This window comes from Micromonospora sp. WMMC250, from assembly GCF_027460215.1.
Taxonomy (GTDB): domain Bacteria; phylum Actinomycetota; class Actinomycetes; order Mycobacteriales; family Micromonosporaceae; genus Micromonospora; species Micromonospora taraxaci.
On sequence record NZ_JAPZBJ010000002.1, the window covers coordinates 5239183 to 5259994 of the forward strand.

21 protein-coding genes, 2 tRNA genes, 1 other RNA gene and 1 pseudogene are annotated in these 20812 nt (G+C 70.3%); 17 read left to right on the plus strand and 8 right to left on the minus strand.

Features of this window, described 5'->3' with window-relative positions:
• Together O3438_RS23620 and O3438_RS23625 are read left to right on the plus strand one after the other, a co-directional pair.
• Positions 1 to 684, plus strand: a complete 684-nt coding sequence (locus tag O3438_RS23620) for an ABC transporter ATP-binding protein (protein ID WP_269683734.1) — start codon at positions 1 to 3, stop codon at positions 682 to 684.
• Entirely contained in the window at positions 684 to 1898 is a 1215-nt protein-coding gene (locus tag O3438_RS23625) for an ABC transporter permease (RefSeq protein ID WP_442929643.1), read from the plus strand. Before O3438_RS23620 ends, O3438_RS23625 begins: the two co-directional genes overlap by 1 nt.
• A gap of 140 nt (positions 1899 to 2038) precedes the next feature.
• Here the strand turns inward: O3438_RS23625 and deoD are convergent, their stop codons facing one another.
• A complete protein-coding gene (gene deoD / locus O3438_RS23630) occupies positions 2039 to 2746 on the minus strand; it encodes a purine-nucleoside phosphorylase (RefSeq protein ID WP_030328147.1) in 708 nt (235 codons plus the stop codon).
• 75 nt (positions 2747 to 2821) lie between these two features.
• Between deoD and O3438_RS23635 the strand changes: the two genes are divergently transcribed.
• Positions 2822 to 2908 (plus strand) — tRNA-Ser (locus O3438_RS23635).
• Positions 2909 to 2963: 55 nt separating this feature from the next.
• On the opposite strand, the gene O3438_RS23640 is transcribed toward O3438_RS23635, so the two are convergent.
• Positions 2964 to 3713 (minus strand): SDR family oxidoreductase, encoded by a 750-nt coding sequence (locus O3438_RS23640; RefSeq protein WP_269681954.1) that lies wholly within the window; start codon positions 3711 to 3713, stop codon positions 2964 to 2966.
• Positions 3714 to 3843: 130 nt separating this feature from the next.
• Here O3438_RS23640 and O3438_RS23645 point away from each other — a divergent pair, with 130 nt between their 5' ends.
• Positions 3844 to 4473, plus strand: coding sequence for a TetR/AcrR family transcriptional regulator (locus O3438_RS23645; RefSeq protein WP_269681955.1), 630 nt, complete (start codon positions 3844 to 3846; stop codon positions 4471 to 4473).
• A 14-nt stretch (positions 4474 to 4487) separates the two neighbouring features.
• On the opposite strand, the gene O3438_RS23650 is transcribed toward O3438_RS23645, so the two are convergent.
• Positions 4488 to 4982 (minus strand): hypothetical protein, encoded by a 495-nt coding sequence (locus tag O3438_RS23650; RefSeq protein WP_269681956.1) that lies wholly within the window; start codon positions 4980 to 4982, stop codon positions 4488 to 4490.
• 92 nt (positions 4983 to 5074) lie between these two features.
• Positions 5075 to 5629, minus strand: a complete 555-nt coding sequence (locus O3438_RS23655; protein WP_269681957.1) for a hypothetical protein — start codon at positions 5627 to 5629, stop codon at positions 5075 to 5077.
• A gap of 138 nt (positions 5630 to 5767) precedes the next feature.
• On the opposite strand from O3438_RS23655, the gene O3438_RS23660 reads away from it, so the two are divergent.
• Complete coding sequence (locus tag O3438_RS23660; protein WP_269681958.1) at positions 5768 to 6400, plus strand: DUF1349 domain-containing protein; 633 nt, start codon at positions 5768 to 5770, stop codon at positions 6398 to 6400.
• 61 nt (positions 6401 to 6461) lie between these two features.
• On the opposite strand, the gene O3438_RS23665 is transcribed toward O3438_RS23660, so the two are convergent.
• Positions 6462 to 6653 carry a DUF397 domain-containing protein gene (locus O3438_RS23665; protein WP_269683736.1) on the minus strand — a complete coding sequence of 64 codons (192 nt, stop codon included), beginning with the start codon at positions 6651 to 6653 and terminating at the stop codon, positions 6462 to 6464.
• A 26-nt stretch (positions 6654 to 6679) separates the two neighbouring features.
• Positions 6680 to 7446, minus strand: a pseudogene (locus O3438_RS23670) (Scr1 family TA system antitoxin-like transcriptional regulator).
• Between the two features lie 208 nt (positions 7447 to 7654).
• On the opposite strand from O3438_RS23670, the gene O3438_RS23675 reads away from it, so the two are divergent.
• The 3 genes from O3438_RS23675 (at position 7655) to O3438_RS23685 (ending at position 9154) form a co-directional block, all read left to right on the plus strand.
• Complete coding sequence (locus O3438_RS23675) at positions 7655 to 7897, plus strand: flavin reductase (RefSeq protein ID WP_269681960.1); 243 nt, start codon at positions 7655 to 7657, stop codon at positions 7895 to 7897.
• Between the two features lie 166 nt (positions 7898 to 8063).
• Positions 8064 to 8495, plus strand: a complete 432-nt coding sequence (locus O3438_RS23680; RefSeq protein ID WP_269681961.1) for a YbaB/EbfC family nucleoid-associated protein — start codon at positions 8064 to 8066, stop codon at positions 8493 to 8495.
• On the plus strand, positions 8492 to 9154 hold the full coding sequence (locus tag O3438_RS23685) for a pentapeptide repeat-containing protein (protein WP_269681962.1): 663 nt from the start codon (positions 8492 to 8494) through the stop codon (positions 9152 to 9154). The genes O3438_RS23680 and O3438_RS23685 overlap by 4 nt, the downstream gene beginning before the upstream one ends.
• Positions 9155 to 9223: 69 nt before the next feature.
• Here the strand turns inward: O3438_RS23685 and O3438_RS23690 are convergent.
• Positions 9224 to 9308 (minus strand) — tRNA-Ser (locus O3438_RS23690).
• Positions 9309 to 9390: 82 nt separating this feature from the next.
• Here O3438_RS23690 and ffs point away from each other — a divergent pair.
• Together ffs and O3438_RS23700 are read left to right on the plus strand one after the other, a co-directional pair.
• Positions 9391 to 9480, plus strand: an RNA gene (gene ffs / locus O3438_RS23695) — signal recognition particle sRNA small type.
• A gap of 263 nt (positions 9481 to 9743) precedes the next feature.
• Positions 9744 to 12794, plus strand: coding sequence for a DNA polymerase III subunit gamma and tau (locus tag O3438_RS23700; protein ID WP_269681963.1), 3051 nt, complete (start codon positions 9744 to 9746; stop codon positions 12792 to 12794).
• A 48-nt stretch (positions 12795 to 12842) separates the two neighbouring features.
• On the opposite strand, the gene O3438_RS23705 is transcribed toward O3438_RS23700, so the two are convergent.
• The gene (locus O3438_RS23705; RefSeq protein WP_269681964.1) at positions 12843 to 13526 is read right to left on the minus strand and encodes a DUF998 domain-containing protein; all 684 of its coding nucleotides are present in this window, start codon (positions 13524 to 13526) and stop codon (positions 12843 to 12845) included.
• A gap of 206 nt (positions 13527 to 13732) precedes the next feature.
• On the opposite strand from O3438_RS23705, the gene O3438_RS23710 reads away from it, so the two are divergent.
• The 7 genes from O3438_RS23710 (at position 13733) to O3438_RS23740 (ending at position 20789) form a co-directional block, all read left to right on the plus strand.
• Complete coding sequence (locus O3438_RS23710; RefSeq protein ID WP_030489880.1) at positions 13733 to 14041, plus strand: YbaB/EbfC family nucleoid-associated protein; 309 nt, start codon at positions 13733 to 13735, stop codon at positions 14039 to 14041.
• An 8-nt stretch (positions 14042 to 14049) separates the two neighbouring features.
• Positions 14050 to 14643, plus strand: coding sequence for a recombination mediator RecR (gene recR, locus O3438_RS23715; RefSeq protein WP_145778528.1), 594 nt, complete (start codon positions 14050 to 14052; stop codon positions 14641 to 14643).
• A gap of 312 nt (positions 14644 to 14955) precedes the next feature.
• Complete coding sequence (locus tag O3438_RS23720) at positions 14956 to 16617, plus strand: ABC transporter substrate-binding protein (RefSeq protein ID WP_269681965.1); 1662 nt, start codon at positions 14956 to 14958, stop codon at positions 16615 to 16617.
• A gap of 85 nt (positions 16618 to 16702) precedes the next feature.
• Complete coding sequence (locus O3438_RS23725) at positions 16703 to 17707, plus strand: ABC transporter permease (RefSeq protein ID WP_269681966.1); 1005 nt, start codon at positions 16703 to 16705, stop codon at positions 17705 to 17707.
• Complete coding sequence (locus tag O3438_RS23730; RefSeq protein ID WP_269681967.1) at positions 17704 to 18666, plus strand: ABC transporter permease; 963 nt, start codon at positions 17704 to 17706, stop codon at positions 18664 to 18666. Before O3438_RS23725 ends, O3438_RS23730 begins: the two co-directional genes overlap by 4 nt.
• Positions 18667 to 18675: 9 nt before the next feature.
• Complete coding sequence (locus O3438_RS23735; RefSeq protein WP_088987230.1) at positions 18676 to 19689, plus strand: ABC transporter ATP-binding protein; 1014 nt, start codon at positions 18676 to 18678, stop codon at positions 19687 to 19689.
• Positions 19686 to 20789, plus strand: a complete 1104-nt coding sequence (locus O3438_RS23740; protein WP_269681968.1) for an ABC transporter ATP-binding protein — start codon at positions 19686 to 19688, stop codon at positions 20787 to 20789. Before O3438_RS23735 ends, O3438_RS23740 begins: the two co-directional genes overlap by 4 nt.
• Positions 20790 to 20812: the final 23 nt, after the last annotated feature.

Below are 20812 nucleotides of genomic sequence, written 5' to 3' on the forward strand. Positions count from 1 at the left end.
GTGATCGTGCTCGACCGGGTCAGCAAGAGGTACGCAGGCGACGTCGTCGCGCTGGACGACGTGTCACTGCGGGTCGGCTACGGCGAGTTGGTGGCGATCGTCGGCCCGTCCGGGTCGGGCAAGTCGACGATGCTGCACCTGATCGGCACCCTGGACCGTCCGTCGTCGGGCACCGTGCACGTCGACGGGTACGACGCGGCGAAACTGAGCGACCGGGAGTTGTCCGCGCTGCGGGCCACCCGGATCGGCTTCGTCTTCCAGCAGTTCCACCTCGCTCCCGGTGTCCCGGTAGTGGACAACGTGGCCGACGGGTTGCTCTACTCCGGCGTACCCCGGAGAAGGCGGCGCGAGCGCGCGGAGGCCGCGCTGGTCCGGGTTGGCCTGGGCCACCGGTTGGGGCACCGGCCGCACGAGCTGTCCGGCGGTGAACGGCAGCGGGTGGCAGTGGCCCGCGCGGTGGTCGGCGAGCCGGCGGTGCTGCTCGCCGACGAGCCGACCGGCAACCTCGACTCCAGCTCCGGTGCGGGGGTGTTGGAGTTGCTGCATGACCTGCACCGGGCGGGCACCACCGTTGTGGTGATCACCCATGACCGGGAGATCGCCGAAAGTCTGCCCCGGCGGGTACGGATGCGCGACGGCGCGGTGCGGCACGACTCGGTCTTCGCGCCGGGCGAGGTCGGCTGATGGCGGCGCTGAACCAGGCCCGGCTCACCCCGGCCCGGATGGGACCGGCGGACATCCTGCGCGTCGGCGGGGTGGGTCTGCGGACCCGTCCGCTGCGGGCGTTCCTCTCCGCGCTGGGTATCGCGATCGGCATCGCCGCGATGATCGCGGTCGTCGGCATCTCCTCGTCGTCCCGGGCCGAGTTGGACCGCGCACTGGACGCGCTCGGCACCAACCTCCTCACCGTCGAGCCGGGTAACACCCTGTTCGGCGCGGACGCGCAACTGCCCGAGGAGTCCATCGCGATGATCGGGCGGATCGGCCCGGTGACCGACGTGTCAGCGACCGGGCAGGTCTCCGACGCCAAGGTCTACCGCTCGGACCGGATTCCGGCGGCGGAGACCGGTGGCATCGCGACCCGGGCGGTCCGGCTGGACCTGCTCGCCACCGTCGGTGCCGACGTGGCGACCGGCACCTGGCTCAACGAGGCGACAGCACGCTATCCGGCGGTCGTGCTCGGTGCCACCGCCGCGCAGCGGCTCGGGATCACCAGGGCGGACCCGCAGGTGCAGGTGTGGCTCGGTGGGCGGCCGTTCACCGTTGTCGGCACCCTCGCCGCCGCACCACTCGCCCCGGAACTGGACACCTCGGCACTGATCGGTTGGACGGCGGCGACCGAGTATCTGGGCTTCGACGGGCACCCGACCACCGTCTACACCCGGGCACAGGAGTCGCAGGTCGAAGCCGTCCGGTCGGTGCTCGGCGCGACCGCGAACCCGGAGGCGCCGAACGAGGTCGAGGTCTCCCGGCCCTCGGACGCGCTGGCCGCCGCCCAGGCGACCGACGACGCGTTCACCGGTCTGCTGCTGGGCCTGGGCGCTGTCGCACTGCTGGTCGGCGGGGTCGGCGTGGCGAACACCATGGTGATCTCGGTGCTGGAACGGCGGGCCGAGATCGGCCTGCGCCGGTCACTCGGAGCAACCCGGGGTCAGGTACGCACCCAGTTCCTCGCCGAGTCGCTGCTGCTCTCCGCGCTCGGTGGGACCGGCGGGGTGTTGCTGGGGATCCTGGTCACCTCGGGATACGCCGTGTCCCAGGGCTGGCCCACAGTGGTGCCGGCCTGGGCGACGCTCGGTGGCGTCGGCGCGACACTGGTGATCGGCGGCCTCGCGGGCCTCTACCCGGCGGTGCGCGCCGCCCGCCTCGCGCCGACCGAGGCGCTGGCCGCCGTCTGAGGCCGCTTGATCCGGTTGCCGCCGCGCCTGACCAGGTGGTCGGGCGGGCCTGGTGCGAAAGAGCGGTATGACTCTGAGGCATATTTATGCCTCAGAGTCATACCGCTCTCGGCAGTGAAGCCGCCCTCCGCCGGAACGGATCAGGCGATGATCGTGTCGAGGGCGATCTCGACCATCTGGCTGAAGGTCTGCTCGCGCTCCTCCGACGTGGTCTTCTCGCCGGTCTTGATGTGGTCGCTGACCGTCAGCACCGTCAACGCGCGGGCCTTGAACCGGGCGGCGATCGTGTAGAGCGCCGCCGACTCCATCTCCACCGCCAGCACGCCGTAGTCGGCGAGGGTGTCGTAGAGGTCCGGCCGGTCGGTGTAGAAGGCGTCCGCCGCCAGGATCGGTCCGACGTGCATGCTGATGCCGCGCCGCTCGGCCACCTCGACCGAGGTACGCAGCAGCCCGAAGTCGGCCACCGGGGCGTAGTCGATCAACCCGTCGAAGCGCATCCGGTTCATGTTGGAGTCGGTGGACGACCCGATGGCGGCCACCACGTCCCGCAGTTGCAGGTCAGTGCTGAGGGCGCCGCACGAGCCGACTCGGATCAGCGTCTTCACGCCGTACTCGTTGATCAGCTCGTGCGCGTAGATGGAGGCCGACGGCATGCCCATGCCGGAGCCCTGGACGGAAACCTCGACGCCGTTCCAGCGGCCGGTGAAGCCCAGCATGCCCCGAACCGTCGAGTAGCAGGTGGCGCCCTCGAGGTAGGTCTCCGCGATCCACTTGGCCCGCAGGGGGTCGCCCGGCATCAGGACCCGCTCGGCGATCTCGCCCGGCTTCGCGCCGATGTGCGTACTCATGGCAAAGATCCTGCCAGGCCGGCCCGGGCGATACCGGTTCGGCGTCCGAACCAGCGGTCCTGTACCCTCGTCGGCGGTGGCGTGTCCGAGCGGCCTAAGGAGCACGCCTCGAAAGCGTGTGAGGGTTAACGCCCTCCGAGGGTTCAAATCCCTCCGCCACCGCTCTGAAGTGCGAGAAAGCCCGGTCGATCCGTGAGGATCGGCCGGGCTTTCTCGTTCAGAGTTGCTGCTCTCCGCCGTCGACGAACAGCTCGCCTCCGGTCATGAAGCTGCTCTGGTCGGAGGCGAGGAAGAGCGCGGCGTTGGCGATCTCGTCCGGGTGGGCCATTCGGCCCATGGGTACGCCCGAGGCGATGGACTGGAGCAGCCCGGGGGCCTCTGCGGGGCTGGGTGCGAGGCCCGCGAGCCCAGGGGTCTCGGTCGGGCCGGGGATCAGCGTGTTGACCCGGATCTTCCGGCCGACCAGTTCGGCGGCCCAGGTGCGGCCGAACGAGCGGATGGCCGCCTTGGACGCGGCGTAGACGCTGAAGGCCGGGGTGCCGTTGCTCGCGGCCGTCGAGCCGGTCAGCACGATCGAGGCGCCCTCGTTGAGCAGGGGCAGCGCCTTCTGCACGGTGAAGATCGTGCCGTAGACATTGGTGTCGAACGTGTTGGCGACGTGCTCGACCGTGATCGAGTCGAGCGGGAGGAACTCGCCGCCGCCTGCGTTGGCGAAGACCACGTCCAGTCCGGCACCCCGCTCCTCGATCGCCCGCATCACCCGGTCCAGGTCGTCGAGCTTGCTGACATCGCTGGTGATACCGGTCGCGTTGGCGCCGATGCTGGCCACGGCCTCGTCAACCGGGCCCTTGCGGCGGCCGGTGACGAAGACGTACGCGCCTTCGGCCGCGAAGCGGCGTGCGGCGGCCAGGCCGATGCCGGTGGTGCCGCCGGTGACGAGAGCGGTCTTGCCGTCGAGCTGTCCCACGATTGATCTCCTCCACGATTTCTGTACCGAGCGGTACTGATGCGACCGTAGCAACCCATGACCTGGTCCGCAAATTTCTGTACCGATCGGTTTTGTCGCGGGTAGGATGCAGTGCGGGAGGTGGTGGGGCGTGCCGCAGAGAGGACGACCACGAGGCTTTGACGCCGACGAGGCGCTGGAGCGCGCGTTGGAGGTGTTCTGGCGTCAGGGGTACGAGGGCGCGTCGGTGAGCGACCTCACCGCCGCCATGGGGATCAACAAGCCCAGCCTCTACGCCGCCTACGGCAGCAAGGAGGGGTTGTTCCGCAAGGTCGTGGCCCGCTACGCCGACGAGGACATGGAGTACGCGCGGGACGCTTTCGCCCAACCGACCGCGTACGAGGTGGTCGCCACCCTGCTGCGCGAGAACGTGCTCGCCGTGACCCGGCCGGACCGGCCGGCCGGTTGCCTGTCGATCCAGGGCGGCACCGCCTGCGCCACCGAAAACGCGCCGATCGCCGGGTTCCTCGCCGCCAGCCGTCTGGCCGGCGAAAGGGCCCTCGCCGAACGTCTCGGCCGCGCCGTCGACGAAGGTGACCTACCCGCCGACGCCGACCCGGTCGCACTCGCCCGTTACGTCATGATCGTCACCGAGGGGCACGCGATCCACGCCGCGGCCGGGGTTGCTCGTGAGGATCTCCGGCAGGCTGCGGAGATCGCGCTCACGGGTTTCGCCGCCGCGTCCGGGGCGCGCCCGCCCGCCGACCTCCCGTCGGGTTGATCGATCCGGGGTGTTCAGCAGGGGCCGGCACCTTCGTCGAAGAGGCGGCGGGCCCAGTCCGCGTACCCGGCGATGGTTTTTCGGACCGTGCGCCCGTCGTGCAGGAACAGGTACGCGCGGTCGCCGCTCCGGGCGAGCAGCCCGTCGAGGCGGTGTGTCCCCTGTGGAGCGGCAAGCCGGGTCACCTCCGGGTAGCGCGCCCAGACCTGGTCGACGGGTGAGCCGGCGGTGATGCCCTCGGGTGTCCGAATTGGATCCCCGACCCAGAGCAGCACCAGTCTGTCCTCCATGAAGACCGGGCTGACCGTGTCGTGGCCGACGAGCATCGGCCCGCAGGAATCCAGGCTGGTTCGCAGGATGCCGCGTCGGGTCAGCTCGTCCTCGGTGTCGCCGAACTCGATGTTGCGCAGACCGTTCAGGTCGATGATCTCCACGCTGCCGGCGGGCCGACCGTCCGGGATGGACCCGGTAGGCGGTACGCCGCTGCCTGCGATCGAGGCAGCCGTCATCAGCGTGGCAATAAAAGCAAATTGTCGCAATTTCATGGAATCCCCCAGTCCCCAACGGAACGGGGGCGCTCAGGTTGCTGGCGGCAGCCGGATTACTGATTTTCCCACTGTTCGACCAGCTCGTCCCAGTAGTCGGCGCTGAGCCGACGACGTCCGTGTGCCAGCCAACCCTCGGTGTTGCGCTCCAGGTGCAACCCCAGTTCGGCGAACGGGTCGATCCAATCGCCGGGCTCGACGCCGAGGCGGGCCAGCGCGCCGTTGATCGGCCACTGTTCGCGCGACGTGTCCAACTCGCCGTCGAAGTGTGGCCCCCAGGTCAGCGTCCCACCCAGCCACACCGCCGCCGACTGGTAGCCGGTGCCACCGCCGAACTCCGCCTCCAGGTAGGCCACCGGCCCCGCCTCCGACCAGCGGGTCAGCGACTCGACGAGCGCCGGCGACAACACCAGGCCGAACGGGTGCTCGGTGCTGCGGTCGTCCGTCGCGAAATCCGGCAGCGAGCCGGTCAGCTCCACCACCAACTGCGGGGTGACCGGCAGCAGCCCGAAATCCTGGCGCAGCTCGCCGAGGACCGCGTGATCCAGCTCGGCGGTCTGCTCGCGGAGCAGTTCGACGTCCGCGACCACAGCGCTGAGCTCGTAAGCCATCGAGTCCCCTCCGCCCGTCCACAGCCTGTGGATAGAACATGTGTACGACGGATTCCGGGCCGACCGGCGTCGATCCCCGGACCGTACCCGCCCGCCGGCGGCAGGTTTCCCGCCGGGACCCGTTGTACGGTCCTGGTCATGGCTGACCAGTTGATCGTCCCCGGTATGCCGTCCCCGCTCGCGCCGTCGCCCGAAGGGCTCTGGCGGGTGAACGAGGGGGCCGGTGCGGTGACGGTGTCGGCGCAACCACGCACTGACATCTTCATCGACCCCAGTGGCGGCGCGGGCCAGGATGCCCCGGAGCCCGTCCTCAACGCGGCGACCCTGCTCGGTGACCTGCCGCCGGAGGGGGACTTCCAGTTCAGTGCCCGCGTCTCCGTGGGCTTCGCCGCTACCTTCGACGCCGGGGTGCTCCTGATCTGGCGGGACGAGCGCTGCTGGGGCAAGTTGTGCTTCGAGTTCTCACCCGAGGCCGAGCCGATGATCGTCTCGGTCATCTGCCGGGGTGTCGCCGACGACGCCAACGCCTTCGTCGTGGCCGACCGGTCGGTGTGGCTGCGGGTCTCGCGCATCGGCCGGGTCTACGCCTACCACGCCTCGCTCGACGGCGGGACCTGGCAGTTGATCCGCGTGTTCAGCTTCGACGGCGACACGGCCCGCGACCGGATCGGCTTCGCCGGTCAGTCGCCGACCGGCGAGGGGTGCGACGTGACCTTCGACAACATCAGCTTCCGGCCCGAACGCCTGGCCGACCTCCGCGATGGCTCCTGAGGTCCGGGCCGCTGTCCACAGCCTGTGGATAGAACATGTGTACGACGGGATGCGGGCCCGGTCAGGCCCCCGGGATTAGCTCGCTGACGAACGCGCGCCACGCCGTCGGCGTAAAGGTGAGCGCCGGGCCGGCCGGGTCCTTCGAATCGCGTACGCCCACGACGCCGGGCAGGTTGTCGGCGACCTCGACGCAGTTGCCGCCGTTGCCGCTGCTGCGGGTGCTCTTGCGCCATCGGGCGCCGTTCAGCTCCATGACGCCGTTCAGCTCCGTGACTCCGCTCAGCTCCATGACTCCGCCACCTCCGTGATGAGATCGACCGACTGCCGGTGCGGCAGCGCCTCCCCGCGCACGTTCTCCCATGCCGCCATCATGGCCGCGATGTCGTCGGGGTCGCTAGCGACTTGTCCCTGGAGTTGGTTGTCCAGGTAGCCCGCGACCCGGTGGTCGTCGCTGTGCGCGATCACGAACGGGCCGTTCAGGCCGGCGTACGCGCCGACCGTGCTCGGCACGACGTGTACCCGGATGTGCGGCTCGGCGCAGGCCGCCGCCACTGCCAACAGTTGCTCGCGCATCGTCGACCCGCCGCCCACCGGGCGGCGGATGACCGCCTCGTCGACGACCGCCGTGAACTGCGGCGGATCGTCCCGCCTGAGCACGCCCTGCCGACCGAGCCGCACGGTGAGGAGCCGCTCGACGTCACCACGGGGGATCAGACCCGCGCCGACCAGCACGGCGCGGGCGTACGCCTCGGTCTGGAGCAACCCCGGCAGAACCGTCGACTCGTACGAGCGCAGCGACACCGCCTCGCGCTCGATCTCCTGCCACGGACGAAACCAAATGGGGTCACGACGTCTTGAAGTGTCCGACCAGATGTCCGACACGTCCTTTGGAGGGCTTCGGCTGCCGACAGGCGATGCCGAGGGTGCGGGATGCGGCCCTCGGTCAACCACCGCCCCACCGTCTTCGGGTCGACGCCGACGGTCTCGGCGAGGGATTCGATGGTGTGCCCGGTGTCGCTGAGCGCCACCCGAAGTGCGTCGTTCACGGCCCCTCCATCGGATGTCTCGAATATCTGAAAACCATATCGTTACGCGGTGTGGCTGTCCGGTGACGCGCCAGAGGGTGGTTCGCAGAAGACGGCGTGACCGGTGGAGGCGCAGGAGCCCGGCGGTCGGCGTCAGTCCGGGTGCCGTCCCGCCTCCCGGTCGGGGCGGCGGGGCGGCACCTGCCCAGCGCCGAAGGAGGTCCCGCCCATGCCCCGCCGCCGTTACCGCAACCACCTACCGACCCGCCCCACCTGGCGCTGCGCGGCGTGCGGCATCGCCTGGCCCTGCTCGGCGGCGAAGCTACGACTGCTCGGCGAGTACCGGTGTGACCGGCTCGCGTTGAGCATCTACCTGGCGACGCTCCAGGCCGAGGCCAGCGCGCAGCTCACCGACGTCGACCCGGCCCGACTGACCGAACGCTTCCTCGCCTGGACGCGCGCCCGCGGCTGAAGGGTGTCGGGGGCCCGGACGCGCCTCGGGGCGCCGGGGCCTGGACGTGCGCCCCGGGATTGAGGGTGCCTCGCTTCTGGTGTCTCGCCTGGACTGTCGTGAGGGCGGCTCGTGTTAACCTCCCATCGCTGAGCATGATCACCTTGAGCGACCGAGGGGACACATGATGGCCGAGGTTCCCAACACGGCTGGGCTGCTGGACCCGGACGGCGCGATGGACCGGCTCGCGGAGTGGAAAGGTCGCCTCGACCAGCTGGCGACCGCCACCGACGCGATGAGTGACCGCATCCAGGCGCTACGGGTGACGGCTGCCGACGGCAACGGGCTGGTGGAGGTCACCGTCGACTCGGTGGGCGCGCTGGTCGACCTGCAACTGGGTCAGCGGATCCAGCGGGTCGCACCGGACGTCGTCGCCAGGACGATCATGAGCACGATCGGCTTGGCCAAGCGGCAGTTGGCCGACCGGGCGCAGGAGATCATCGGCGAAACCCTGGGCACCGACTCGCCGGCCGCTCGTGCGATCGCCGAACGTGTCGGGCAGCAACTGCGCGCCGCCGACCCCGCCGTGGACGGGGCGGACGACCAGCACGGGCGGTGAGCAGATATCGACGGACCAGCGACGACGTGATCCGCTGGCCGGACAGCCCGGACGCTCGGGCCGCACTTGAGGAGTGGCTCGCCGCGTCACCCGACACCGCGTACCTCTCTGGTGATTTTCTCGATTTTCGCGGGGCGGACCTCAGCCGTCTCGACCTGGCCGGCGCCTATCTCGCCAACTCCTGCCTGGTCGACGTCCGGTTCGAGGGGACCAACCTCGCCGACGCCAACCTGGCCAACGCCGAGTTGGAGGGCGCGGATTTCACCTCCGCCGATCTGGCGAAGGCGACGGTGGTCGGCAGCTCGGCCGGTCGGGCGCGGTTCACCTCGGCTCGGCTGTTCTCCGCGCAACTCGACCACGCCGTGCTGGCCGGGGCGGACCTCCGCCGCTCGGTCCTCAACTCCGCCACGCTCTACCAGGCCGACCTGCGCGACGCCGACCTCGAACTGGCGAGCATGCGCTGGTGCACGCTGGGCAGTACCAGCATGCCGGTGGTGTTGAGCGGCGCGCGGATGTTCGGCTGCCAACTCGACGGCGCGAAGGGCGCCATCGTCGGCCCGGTCCTCGTCGACGAGGGGACGTCGCGGTCGCTCGGCGGGGTCGAGCTTGCGGCGTGGTTCTCCGGCCAGGGCGCGGAGAACGTCCAGGTGGTGGGCTGACGCCCGTGCAGACGACTCAGGGCCGGTCCCCGGTGGGGCCGGCCCTGTCGTTGGTGCTGCTCACGTGAGCGGAGGATACGAGATTCGAACTCGTGAGGGTGTAAACCCAACACGCTTTCCAAGCGTGCGCCCTAGGCCTCTAGGCGAATCCTCCGCGAGCCAGGATACAGGCCCCCGTCGGGCGGGCCACCCCACCACCCCCTGAAGATCGACGGGCGGTCGGGTAGGCTTGGCGGCACCTCCCGTGCGGCGGTATCTCGTGAACCTCCCCAGGGCCGGAAGGCAGCAAGGATAAGCGAGCTCTGCCGGGTGCACGGGAGGCCTTTTTGTCTCCGGGGCGCTGCTCCGGGGCCTTGATCCACACCAGGTCGGCGATGTGGGGCTGTCCCGGGCAGTCGATACCGCCAGGTCGGCGATGTGGAGTCGATCAACCCACGGCAACGCGCGGCAAGGCACGCAACGCGGCAACCCACGGCAACGCTCGGCAATCCGGGCGCCCAACGCGCGGCAGCCTCGGCCGTTCGGCGGGGTGGGTGGTCGTCCGCGCCTGACCGGCGCAGAATGGCTCGGTCGAGAGGAGGCGGGACGAGTGACGCTGGCGCTCTACCGCAAGTACCGGCCGCGTACCTTCGCTGAGGTCATCGGTCAGGAGCACGTGACCGAGCCGTTGTCGCAGGCGCTGCGTAGCGGTCGGCTCAACCACGCCTACCTTTTCTCCGGCCCTCGTGGCTGCGGCAAGACCACCAGCGCCCGGATCATGGCCCGCTCGCTCAACTGTGAGCAGGGCCCCACTCCCGAGCCGTGCGGCAAGTGCGCGTCCTGCCGCTCGCTGGCCGCCGACGGTGCCGGTTCGATCGACGTGATCGAGATCGACGCGGCCAGCCACGGTGGTGTCGACGACGCCCGTGAGCTGCGCGAGCGTGCCTTCTTCGCACCGGCCAGCAGCCGCTTCAAGATCTACATCATCGACGAGGCGCACATGGTCTCGACCCAGGGCTTCAACGCCCTGCTCAAGCTGGTCGAGGAGCCTCCGGAGTACGTCAAGTTCATCTTCGCCACCACCGAACCGGAGAAGGTCCTCGGCACGATCCGGTCGCGGACCCACCACTACCCGTTCCGGCTCTTCCCGCCGAAGGTGGTCCGCCCGTACCTGGAGCAGCTCACCCAGGCCGAGGGCGTCGCCGTCGAGCCGGCGGTCTTCCCGCTCGTGGTGCGCGCCGGTGGCGGCAGCATGCGGGACAGCCTCTCCGTACTCGACCAGCTCATCGCCGGTGCCGGCCCGGAGGGGGTCAGCTACGCCCGGGCCGTCTCGCTGCTCGGGGTCACCGACTCCGCGCTGATCGACGAGATGTGCGACGCGCTGGCCGCCGGTGACGGCGCCGCCGCGTACGCCACCGTCGACCGGGTCGCCGAGGCCGGGCACGACATGCGCCGGTTCGCCTCCGACCTGCTGGAGCGGCTCCGTGACCTGATCGTCATCCAGCAGGTGCCGGACGCCGCCGCGAAGGGTCTGATCGACGCCCCGGCCGACCAGATCGAGCGGATGGCCGCCCAGGCCTCGCAGCTCGGCACGGCCACGCTCTCCCGCTGCGCCGACATCGTGCACGACGGCCTGGTGGAGATGCGCGGCACCACAGCTCCCCGCCTGCTGCTGGAGCTGATCTGCGCCCGGATGCTGCTGCCCGGCGTGGACGACTCCACCGGCGGCCTGCTCCAGCGCCTGGAGCGGATGGAACGTCGGCTCACCCTGAGCGGCACCGACGCGCCGTCGGCCGCCGCCGGCTTGGCGCCGACCACCACCCCGGGGGTACGCCCACAGCAGGCCCCTCCGGTTCCGTCTGCCGCCACCCCCGCACCCGCCAACGCCCCGACCTCCGCACCGCCGTGGGATGTCGACCCGGCCACGTCCCCGACCCGGAGCGCCGCTGCCCAGGGCACTCCGGCGTCGGGCGCTCCGATCTCGGGCACTCCGGCTTCGGGCGTCCCGACAGCTGATTCGCCGATCCCGGCGTCGCCCGGTGCGTCGGCGGCGACCGTCGGTCTGGGGCCTATCTCCCCGGCCGGCCCCGGCTCTGCCGCCCACGGTTCAGCCGGCACCGGTTCGGCTGGCCCCGGTTCGGCTGGCTCTGCTTCGGCTGGCCCTGGTGCCGGTGAGGGCTCGTCGGCGCCGCGCCGTGCGGTGCCGCCGTCGGCGGTGCTTCCCGACCCGGCCACCCCCGTGCCACCCCGTCCGGGTGCGCCGGCCGCCGCGCTGGACGCGGTAGCGGTCCGCCGGGTCTGGCCCGACGTGGTCGGCAAGGTCAACCGGACCAACAAGCGGATCGCCGCCCTGATGCGCGACGCGGTGGTCCGCGAACTCGACGGCGACATGCTGGTACTGACGGTGAAGTCCACAGTGCTGGCCAAGATGATGGCCGACCACTCGGCCGTGCTGACCGATGCGCTCTACGAGGAGTTGGGCGGGCGCTGGCAGATCCGGTGCGAGGTGGCCGGTGAGCGTGGCGGCGTGTCGCTGCCCAGCGCGCAGCGCTCACAGCCAGCCGCTCCGGCCCGACCCGCCGCGCCGAACACCGCCGCCGGCCCGACGAGCGCGCCACCCGCCGCGTCGAACCCGACCGCCGCCGGCCCGGCGAGTGCACCACCAGCCGCGTCGAACCCGACCGCCGCAGGCCCGGCGAGTGCACCACCCGCCGGACCCAACCCGCCCGCCGCGCAAAATCCGAATGCCGGGACGAACCTGAATGCCGGGCCGAACTCGAACGCCGCGTCGGGTCCGAGCGCCGGGCCTGGTCCGAACGTCGCGTCGGGTCCGAGCGCCGCGTCGGGTCCGGGCGTCGCGTCGAACCGTGAGGCTGTCGGCCGACCGGCGAGTGCGCCGACGTCGCCGGTTCCCACCGGCCCGACCGGCGCGCCGCCCGCCGCAACGAGTTCGGCCGGCGCTACCGGTGGTCAGCCCGGAAGCACCGCGGCGCGTGGCGGGCAGGGCGGCCACGGCGCGGGCCAGCAGGGTGGCGCGCAGCCCAACGCGGCGGCCGACGACGAGGAGGACTGGCCGGAGGCGGCGCTCCCCGGCGGCGGTGCCCCCGTCGCCGAGGCGAAGGACGACGAGGACTGGCCGGAAGCCGCCCGCCCCGGCGGCGCGTCGGCCGGAAACGCCCCCGGCCTCGATGCCGCGTCCAGCACCGCACCGGGCAGCGGTAGCGCTCATGGCATCGGGGCGAACGGATCCGGCGGGGCCACCGGTGGTGGTTCGGCAGGCGGGCGGGGCAACCCGACGCCGGCGGCCCGGCAGCCGGCGTCAGCCGGTGCCGCACCGGTGAGCAGCGCCATCGCCGCGGCTCGCGCGGCGGCGGCGGGGCGCGGTACGCGTACCCCAGCGGCGTCCCGGCCCATCGCGGACGCCGAATGGGCGGGCGAGCCGCCCTACGACCCGGACTTCGACGGACCGACCCGCGGTGGTCGGCCGGGTGGGGCGGCCCCGGCGGCCACCCCGGTCTACGAGGGCTTCGACCCGGGCGACGAGCCGTTGGACGAGGTCATCGACGAGAAGACCGCCCGGGAGTCCAGTGAAGAGCAGGCGGTACGGCTGCTCCGCGAAACCTTCGGTGCCGAGAAGATCGACGAGGTCGACGCCCGCTAACCCCGCCGATCATGGAGTTGTGGTGGCGACAAGCCGCCCGCTACTGGGCTATTCGGGCACCACCACTCCATGATCGACGCGAGCGGGGGCGGGGGCGGGGGTTTCGGCCAGGAGGACGCCTAGGCAGCAGGCCCAGAGGGGGAAGGGTAGGACGGCGACGCGTTCCATGCCGCCCACGCCGATCCCGACGCCCTGCTGGGCGAAGAACAGCGCCGTTCCGACCACGGCGATGATCCCGGCGGTGAGGGTGAGGCGTCGCCACCGGCCGAGCGTCGTGGTGCCAGGTGCGAAGCCGGCGAGGAGCAGACCGACGTTGCCCAGGCCCATGATCAGGAATGCGCCGAGGACGTGCAGGTTCTCGTCGACGTCGGCCGGGTAGAGGGCGGCCAGGGCGTACCCGCAGGCGGCCAGCAGCAGGAGCGTCTGGGCCGCGCGCACCACGCCCCCGCGACCGAGGAGCCGCCAGGTCAGCAGGATTCCGACGGCGAGCAGCACGGCGGTGGTGAGTGTCGCGGCGTTCATGAGCGGATGCCAGGGGGAGCACACGTAGCGGGGGCGACTGGTGTCCCAGATGCCGCAGTGCGCGTTGCCGAGGTCGCTGATGTTGTGGGTGGCCCAACTGTAGGTCGGCTCGCGCCACCGCAGACCGGTGACCAGATTTGCGACGAGGAAGATCGGGGCGGCCGCGACCCAGCACAGCGCGCCGATCCGACCGGAGCGGCTGAGATTCATACCTATGAGCAGACCAGGTGGGTGGTTCGTGGGGCACTACGGGCAGATGGCCGGTTCGGGGTAGTGCCAGCCGTACCCCTGGGGAAGGTCCGGCGTGGGCGGACGCACCGGGCGGGGCAGGGTCGGTCCCAGCGGATAGGCTGGGCGGCGGCCGAGCAGACGAGTGCGAGAAGGAGCCATCAGTGCGCCCAGGTGGACAGCCGAACATGCAGCAGATGCTGAAGCAGGCGCAGAAGATGCAGCAGCAGATCGCCGCCGCCCAGGCCGAGCTGGCCGAGGCCGAGCTGACCGGCACCGCCGGTGGTGGGCTGGTCACGGCGACCGTCTCCGGTTCCGGTGAGCTGAAGGCCATCAAGATCGACCCGAAGGCCGTCGACGCGGACGACGTGGAGACGCTTGAGGACCTGGTCGTCGCCGCCGTGCACAACGCCGCCGAGGCGGCCCGCGAGCTGACCGAGCGCAAGATGGGCCCGGTCGCCGGTGGCATGGGCGGCCTCGGCCTGCCCGGTTTCTGAGCCGGCAGATGTACGAAGGTGCCATCCAGGACCTGATCGACGAGCTGGGTCGGTTGCCGGGCGTGGGCCCGAAGAGCGCCCAGCGGATCGCGTTCCACGTCCTGTCGGCGGACCCGGCCGACGTCAACCGGCTGGCCGGTGCCCTGCGCAAGGTCAAGGAGCTGGTGCGGTTCTGCACGACCTGCTACAACGTGGCCGAGTCCGAGCAGTGCCGGATCTGCCGCGACCCGCGCCGCACCGACGAGGTGCTGTGTGTGGTGGAGGAGCCCAAGGACGTGGTGGCCATCGAGCGGACCGGTGAGTTCCGCGGGCGCTACCACGTGTTGGGCGGTGCGATCAATCCGCTGGAGGGGATCGGCCCGGACAATCTGCGCATCCGGGAGCTGCTGATCCGGCTCGGCGGAGGCGCGGTGCGGGAGCTGATCCTGGCCACGGACCCGAACACCGAGGGCGAGGCGACCGCCACCTACCTGGCGCTGATGGTGAAGCCGATGGGCATCTCGGTGACCCGGCTGGCCAGTGGGCTGCCGGTCGGCGGCGACCTGGAGTACGCCGACGAGATCACCCTCGGTCGGGCCTTCGAGGGCCGCCGCGCGGTCTGATCCCCTTACGTACAGCCATGGCCGGCACCCTTCGGGGTGTCGGCCATCGCTTCGTCACTGCCCGGAATTGATCTGACACTTGATCCCTCATCGGGGCTGTTCGACGTAACAGTTTGGCATCGCGGGTGCGGATTGATCGGTTTGAAGGGCCATTTACCTTCGAATCGAAAGTCAACCGGCGCTTGAGGCACGATCCGATACCAACCGTCCACCTGGCAGTTTCCGGGTGGACGTAACGAGAGCTATGGTCACCGCCATCGGTGACCCCTGTCACCACGTTGTCCGTACCCCCAAGGACGAGGTGAAGCACACATGCGTGCACCCAGGCCGAAGGTCGCGATCGCGGCCGTCGCGGTCGCGGCCCTCGCGGTAGCAGGCTGCGCCGAGAGCAACCGCGACGACAAATCCGGCGGTAGCAAGAAGGACACCCTCGTCTTCGGCGTCGCCGGAGACCCGAAGGTGCTCGACCCGAGCTTCGCCAGCGACGGTGAGTCGCTGCGCGTGGCGCGTCAGGTCTTCGAGACCCTGGTCCGGCCGGAGGAGGGTGGCACGAAGGTCACCCCCGGTCTGGCCGAATCCTGGACCCCGGACGCCGCGGGCACCACCTGGACCTTCAAGCTCCGCTCGGGCGTGAAGTTCCACGACGGCACCGACTTCAACGCCGAGGCCGTCTGCGTCAACTTCAACCGCTGGTACAACGCCAAGGGCCTCATGCAGAGCCCGGACGTGACCGCGTACTGGCAGGACGTCATGGGCGGCTTCGCCAAGAACGAGGACGCCGAGCTGCCGCCGAGCCTCTTCAAGTCCTGCGCCGCCAAGGACGCCACCACTGTGGACCTGTCCTTCACGCGGGTCTCCAGCAAGATCCCGGCTGCGCTGATGCTCCCCTCGTTCTCCATCCACAGCCCGAAGGCGCTGCAGGAGTTCGACGCCAGCAACGTCGGCGGCACCGCCGAGGACATCAAGTACCCGGCGTACGCGACGGCGCACCCGACCGGCACCGGCCCGTTCAAGTTCAAGACCTGGGACGTCGCCAACAAGACGCTCACCCTGGAGCGCAACGACGACTACGCCGGCCCCAAGGCCAAGCTGAAGAGCCTCATCTTCAAGACGATCTCGGACGAGAACGCCCGCAAGCAGGCGCTGCGCTCCGGTGACATCCAGGGCTACGACCTGGTCGGCCCGGCCGACGTCGAGCCGCTGAAGTCCGAGGGCTTCAACATGCTCACCCGGCCGGCGTTCAACGTGCTCTACCTGGCGATCAACCAGAAGGGCAACCCGAAGCTCGCCGACATCCGCGTCCGGCAGGCCATCGCGTACGCCCTGAACCGTCAGCAGCTGGTCACCTCCAAGCTGCCGCCGGGTGCCAAGGTCGCCGACAACTTCATGCCGGACACCGTCGAGGGTTGGAACGGCGACGTCACGAAGTACACCTACGACCCGACCAAGGCGAAGGCGTTGCTGGCCGAGGCGGGCGCGTCGAACCTGACGCTGAAGTTCCACTACCCGACCGAGGTCACCCGGCCGTACATGCCGAACCCCAAGGACATCTTCGAGCTGCTGTCGGCGGACCTGAAGGCTGTCGGCATCACCGTCGAGGCGATCCCGCTCAAGTGGAGCCCGGACTACCTCAACGCCACCACCTCGGGCACCAAGCACGACATCCACTTCCTGGGCTGGACCGGTGACTACGGCGACGCCTACAACTTCATCGGTACCTTCTTCGACCGGCCGAAGGACGAGTGGGGCTTCAACAACAAGGCCCTGTTCGACCAGTTCAAGGACGCGGACACCACCGCTGACATCGCGGCCCGGACCGAGAAGTACAAGGCCCTGAACAAGTCCGTCATGGACTTCCTGCCCGGTGTGCCGATTTCGCACTCGCCGCCGGCGATCGTGTTCGGCAAGGACGTGACCGGCGTCAAGGCGAGCCCGCTCACCGACGAGCGGTTCTCCACCGCCGAGTACAAGTAAGTCCTGATCTGACGCAGCAAGGAACGCGGGCGGGCGCTGTCCAACAGCGCCCGCCCGCAACCCTCCGCACCCCTTCGAGGCCGCCGTGTTCCGGTTCATCGTCAGACGCCTGCTTCAGCTGATACCCACGCTGTTCGGGCTCTCCCTCCTGCTCTTCATCTGGCTCCGCCGGCTCCCCGGCGGCCCCGAGACCGCCATCCTCGGCGAGCGCGGTACGCCCGAGATGCGTGCCGCCATCCGGCGCAACATGGGGCTCGACGAGCCCATCCTGGTGCAGTACGGCCGTTTCGTCCGTCGGCTGATCAAGCTCGACCTGGGCACGTCGACCTCCACCAAGCGGGCGGTCACCACGGAGTTCATCGAGCGCTTCCCCGGCACCGTCGAGCTGACCATCACCGCGATGATCATCGCGATCGGCGTCGGCATCCCGCTGGGTTACCTGGCCGCCCGTCGTCGCGGCCGTTTCCTGGACCACGCGTCCGTGGGCGGCTCGCTGATCGGCATCTGCATCCCGGTCTTCTTCCTGGGCTACGTGCTCAAGGCGATCTTCTCGGAGAACCTGCACTGGTTCCCTTCCAGCGGTCGGCAGGACCCGACGCTCGGGGCGACCCGGGTCACCAACTTCTTCGTCCTGGACGGGTTGATGACCCGTGAGTGGGACGCCGCGGCCGACGCCCTGTGGCATCTGGTGCTACCGGCCATCGCGCTGGCCAGCATCCCGCTGGCGATCATCGTCCGGATCACCCGGGCGAGTGTGCTGGAGGTCCTCAACGAGGACTTCGTGCGTACCGCCGAGGCGAAGGGCCTGACCGAGCAGACGGTCCGTCGCCGGCACGTGCTGCGCAACGCGATGCTGCCGGTGGCCACCTCGATCGGTCTGCTCGCCGGCGGCCTGCTCTCCGGCGCCGTGCTGACCGAGACCGTCTTCGCCTTCAGTGGCATCGGAGCGTTCGTCGCCGAGGCCATCGGCCAGCGCGACTATCCGGTGCTGATGGGCTTCATTCTGATCATCGCGGTGGTGTACGTGCTGGTGAACCTGCTGGTCGACCTCTCCTACAGCTTCATCGACCCGAGGGTGAGGGTGCGATGACACTCAGCCCGGGCAAGAAGCGCGAAAAGATCGACCGGCTCTCCGAGTTGGCCGCCCGTGACGACGAGCGCGGCGTCAGCCTGTGGCAGGAGGCGTTCCGCCGGCTGCGCGGCAACCCGGCCGCGATCGTCGGCGCGGTCATCCTGGCGATCTTCGTGTTGGTCGCGGTGCTCGGCCCGTTCCTCGTGCCGTACGCGCCGACCGACACGATCGGCATCCGGGAAGGGCTGATCAAGCCGGGTGTCATCCCCGGCCCCGACGGTGACCACTGGTTCGGATACGACCACCAGGGCCGGGACGAGTTCAGCCGGATGATCGTGGGCGCCCGGCAGACCCTGCTGGTCGGCGTGGTGTCCACTCTGATCGGTCTGGCGATCGGTGCGCTGATCGGTGGCATCTCGGGTGCGGCGGCCGGCCTCGGTGGCCGGTGGGGGCGGTGGGTCGACACCACCCTGATGCGGTTCATCGACATGCTGCTGGCCATGCCGAGCCTGCTGCTGGCGGTGAGCATCGCCGCCCTGCTCGGGGCCAGCCTGACCACCGTGATGATCGCGGTCGGCGTGGTCTCGGTGCCGGTGTTCGCCCGGCTGCTGCGCGGTTCGATGATCTCCCAGGCCAACAGCGACTACGTGCTGGCGGCCACCTCGCTCGGCGTGAAGAAGTCGAAGATCGCGCTGACCCACGTGGTGCCGAACTCGCTCGCCCCGGTGATCGTGCAGGCCACCCTGACCCTGGCCACCGCGATCATCGAGGCCGCCGCGCTGTCGTTCCTCGGTCTGGGCAACCCCGACACCGCCGTACCGGAGTGGGGCGTCATGCTCGCCGACGCACAGCAGTACCTCGGCATCCGGCCGTCGCTGGCGATCTACCCGGCCGTCGCGATCATCATCACCGCGCTCGGCTTCACCCTGCTCGGTGAGGCGATGCGTGAGGCCCTCGACCCGAAGCTGCGGAAGTAGGCCCAAGTCATGGCACTGCTCGAAGTTGATGATCTCTCCGTAACGTTCGCCCGGCGCGGCCAGCGGGCCGTGCACGCCGTCGACGGGGTGTCCTTCTCGGTCGACGCCGGTGAGGTGGTCGGCCTGGTCGGCGAGTCCGGCTGTGGCAAGAGCGTCACCTCGCTCGCGATCATGGGCTTGCTGCCGAAGCAGCCGGGCCTGCGCGTCGGCGGCAAGGCCGTCTTCGACGGCACCGACCTGCTCCAGCTCGACGACCGGTCGCGGCGGGACATCCGTGGTCGGGACATCGCGATGATCTTCCAGGACCCGCTCTCCTCGCTGAACCCGGTGATCCCGATCGGGTTGCAGGTGACCGAGGTGCTGACCCGGCACCGAGGGATGAAGGGCGCGGCCGCGTCCAAGGAGGCGGCGGAGCTGCTGGACCGGGTCGGCATCCCCGACCCGAAGCGGCGGCTGAAGGAGTACCCGCACCAGCTCTCCGGCGGGATGCGCCAGCGTGCGCTCATCGCGATGGCGGTGGCCTGCCAGCCTCGGCTGCTGATCGCCGACGAGCCGACCACCGCGCTGGACGTCACCATCCAGGCCCAGATCCTGGAACTGCTCAAGGAACTGGTCCGGGACTCCGGCACCGCGCTGCTGATGATCACCCACGATCTGGGTGTGGTGGCCGGCATGTGCGACACCGTCAACGTGCTCTACGGCGGCCGAGTGGTCGAGACGGCCCGCCGCCGTCCACTGTTCCGTCAGCCTCGGCACCCGTACACGGTGGGTCTGCTCGGCTCGGTGCCCCGCCTGGACGCCGGGCGGGGCGAGAAGCTCAGCCCGATTCCCGGCTCGGTCCGCGACCTCCTGCCCTGGCCGGAAGGTTGTGCCTTCGCCCCGCGCTGCGCCCGGCGGACCGACGAGTGCGTGGGTGAGCCGCCGGAGTTGGTGCAGGCACACGACGGACGTAGCTACCGGTGCGTCAACCCGGAGCCGGTGCCCGGCACGGTGCCCGCCCCGCGCGAGGAGGAACAAGCGTGAGTGAGAACGACACTCTCGTCGAGGTACGCGACCTGAAGGTGCACTTCCCGATCAAGCGGGGTGTGCTGTTCGACCGGGTGGTCGGCCACGTGAAGGCCGTCGACGGTGTGGACCTCAGCATCCCCCGGGGCAAGACGTACGGTCTGGTCGGCGAGTCCGGCTGTGGCAAGTCCACGCTGGGTCGGGCGCTGCTCCAGCTCACTCCGCCGACCGCCGGCGAGGTCGAGTTCGACGGTGTCGAGCTGACCACGCTGCCGGCGGGCAAGCTGCGCAGCATGCGTCGCCGGATGCAGATGATCTTCCAGGACCCGATGTCCAGCCTCGACCCCCGGCAGAACGTCGAGTCGATCCTGACCGAGGGCATGCAGACCCACGGGATCGGTGCCGACCGCACCGACCGCCGCCGGATCATCGGCGAGACCCTGGACGCGGTGGGGTTGCCCCGGTGGGCGCTGTCCCGCTACCCGCACGAGTTCTCCGGTGGGCAGCGGCAACGCATCGGCATCGCCCGTGCGCTGGTGCTCGGGCCGGAGCTGATCGTCGCGGACGAGCCGGTCTCGGCGCTCGACGTCTCGATCCAGGCCCAGGTGGTCAACCTGCTCGACGAACTCCAGGACAGCCTCGGGCTGACCTACCTGGTGATCGCGCACGACCTCGCAGTGGTCCGGCACATCTCCGACACCGTCGGCGTCATGTACCTGGGCGCGCTGGTCGAGGAGGCGCCGAGCGACCGGCTCTACACCGAGCCGCTGCACCCGTACACCCGGGCGTTGATGTCGGCGGTGCCGGTGCCGGACCCGGACGTGGAGGACCGTCGGGAGCGGATCCTGCTCGCCGGTGACCTGCCGTCACCGGCCAACCCGCCGTCGGGCTGCCGTTTCCACACGCGCTGCCCCTGGGCGCAGCCGACCCGCTGCGCTGACGAACGGCCCGTGCTGCGGGAGATCGGCGTCAGCCGGGTGGCCTGCCACTGGGCCGAGCAGATCGCCAGCGGTGAGCTACGCCCGCACCAGGTCAGCGCGCAGATCGTCCGCCCCGAGGACGAGGGCGAAGCGCCGGCCGTGGTCTCCGCGCCCACCGAGCCCGGCTCGTACGTCTGACGAGGCCCGCTCGCCCCGATCAA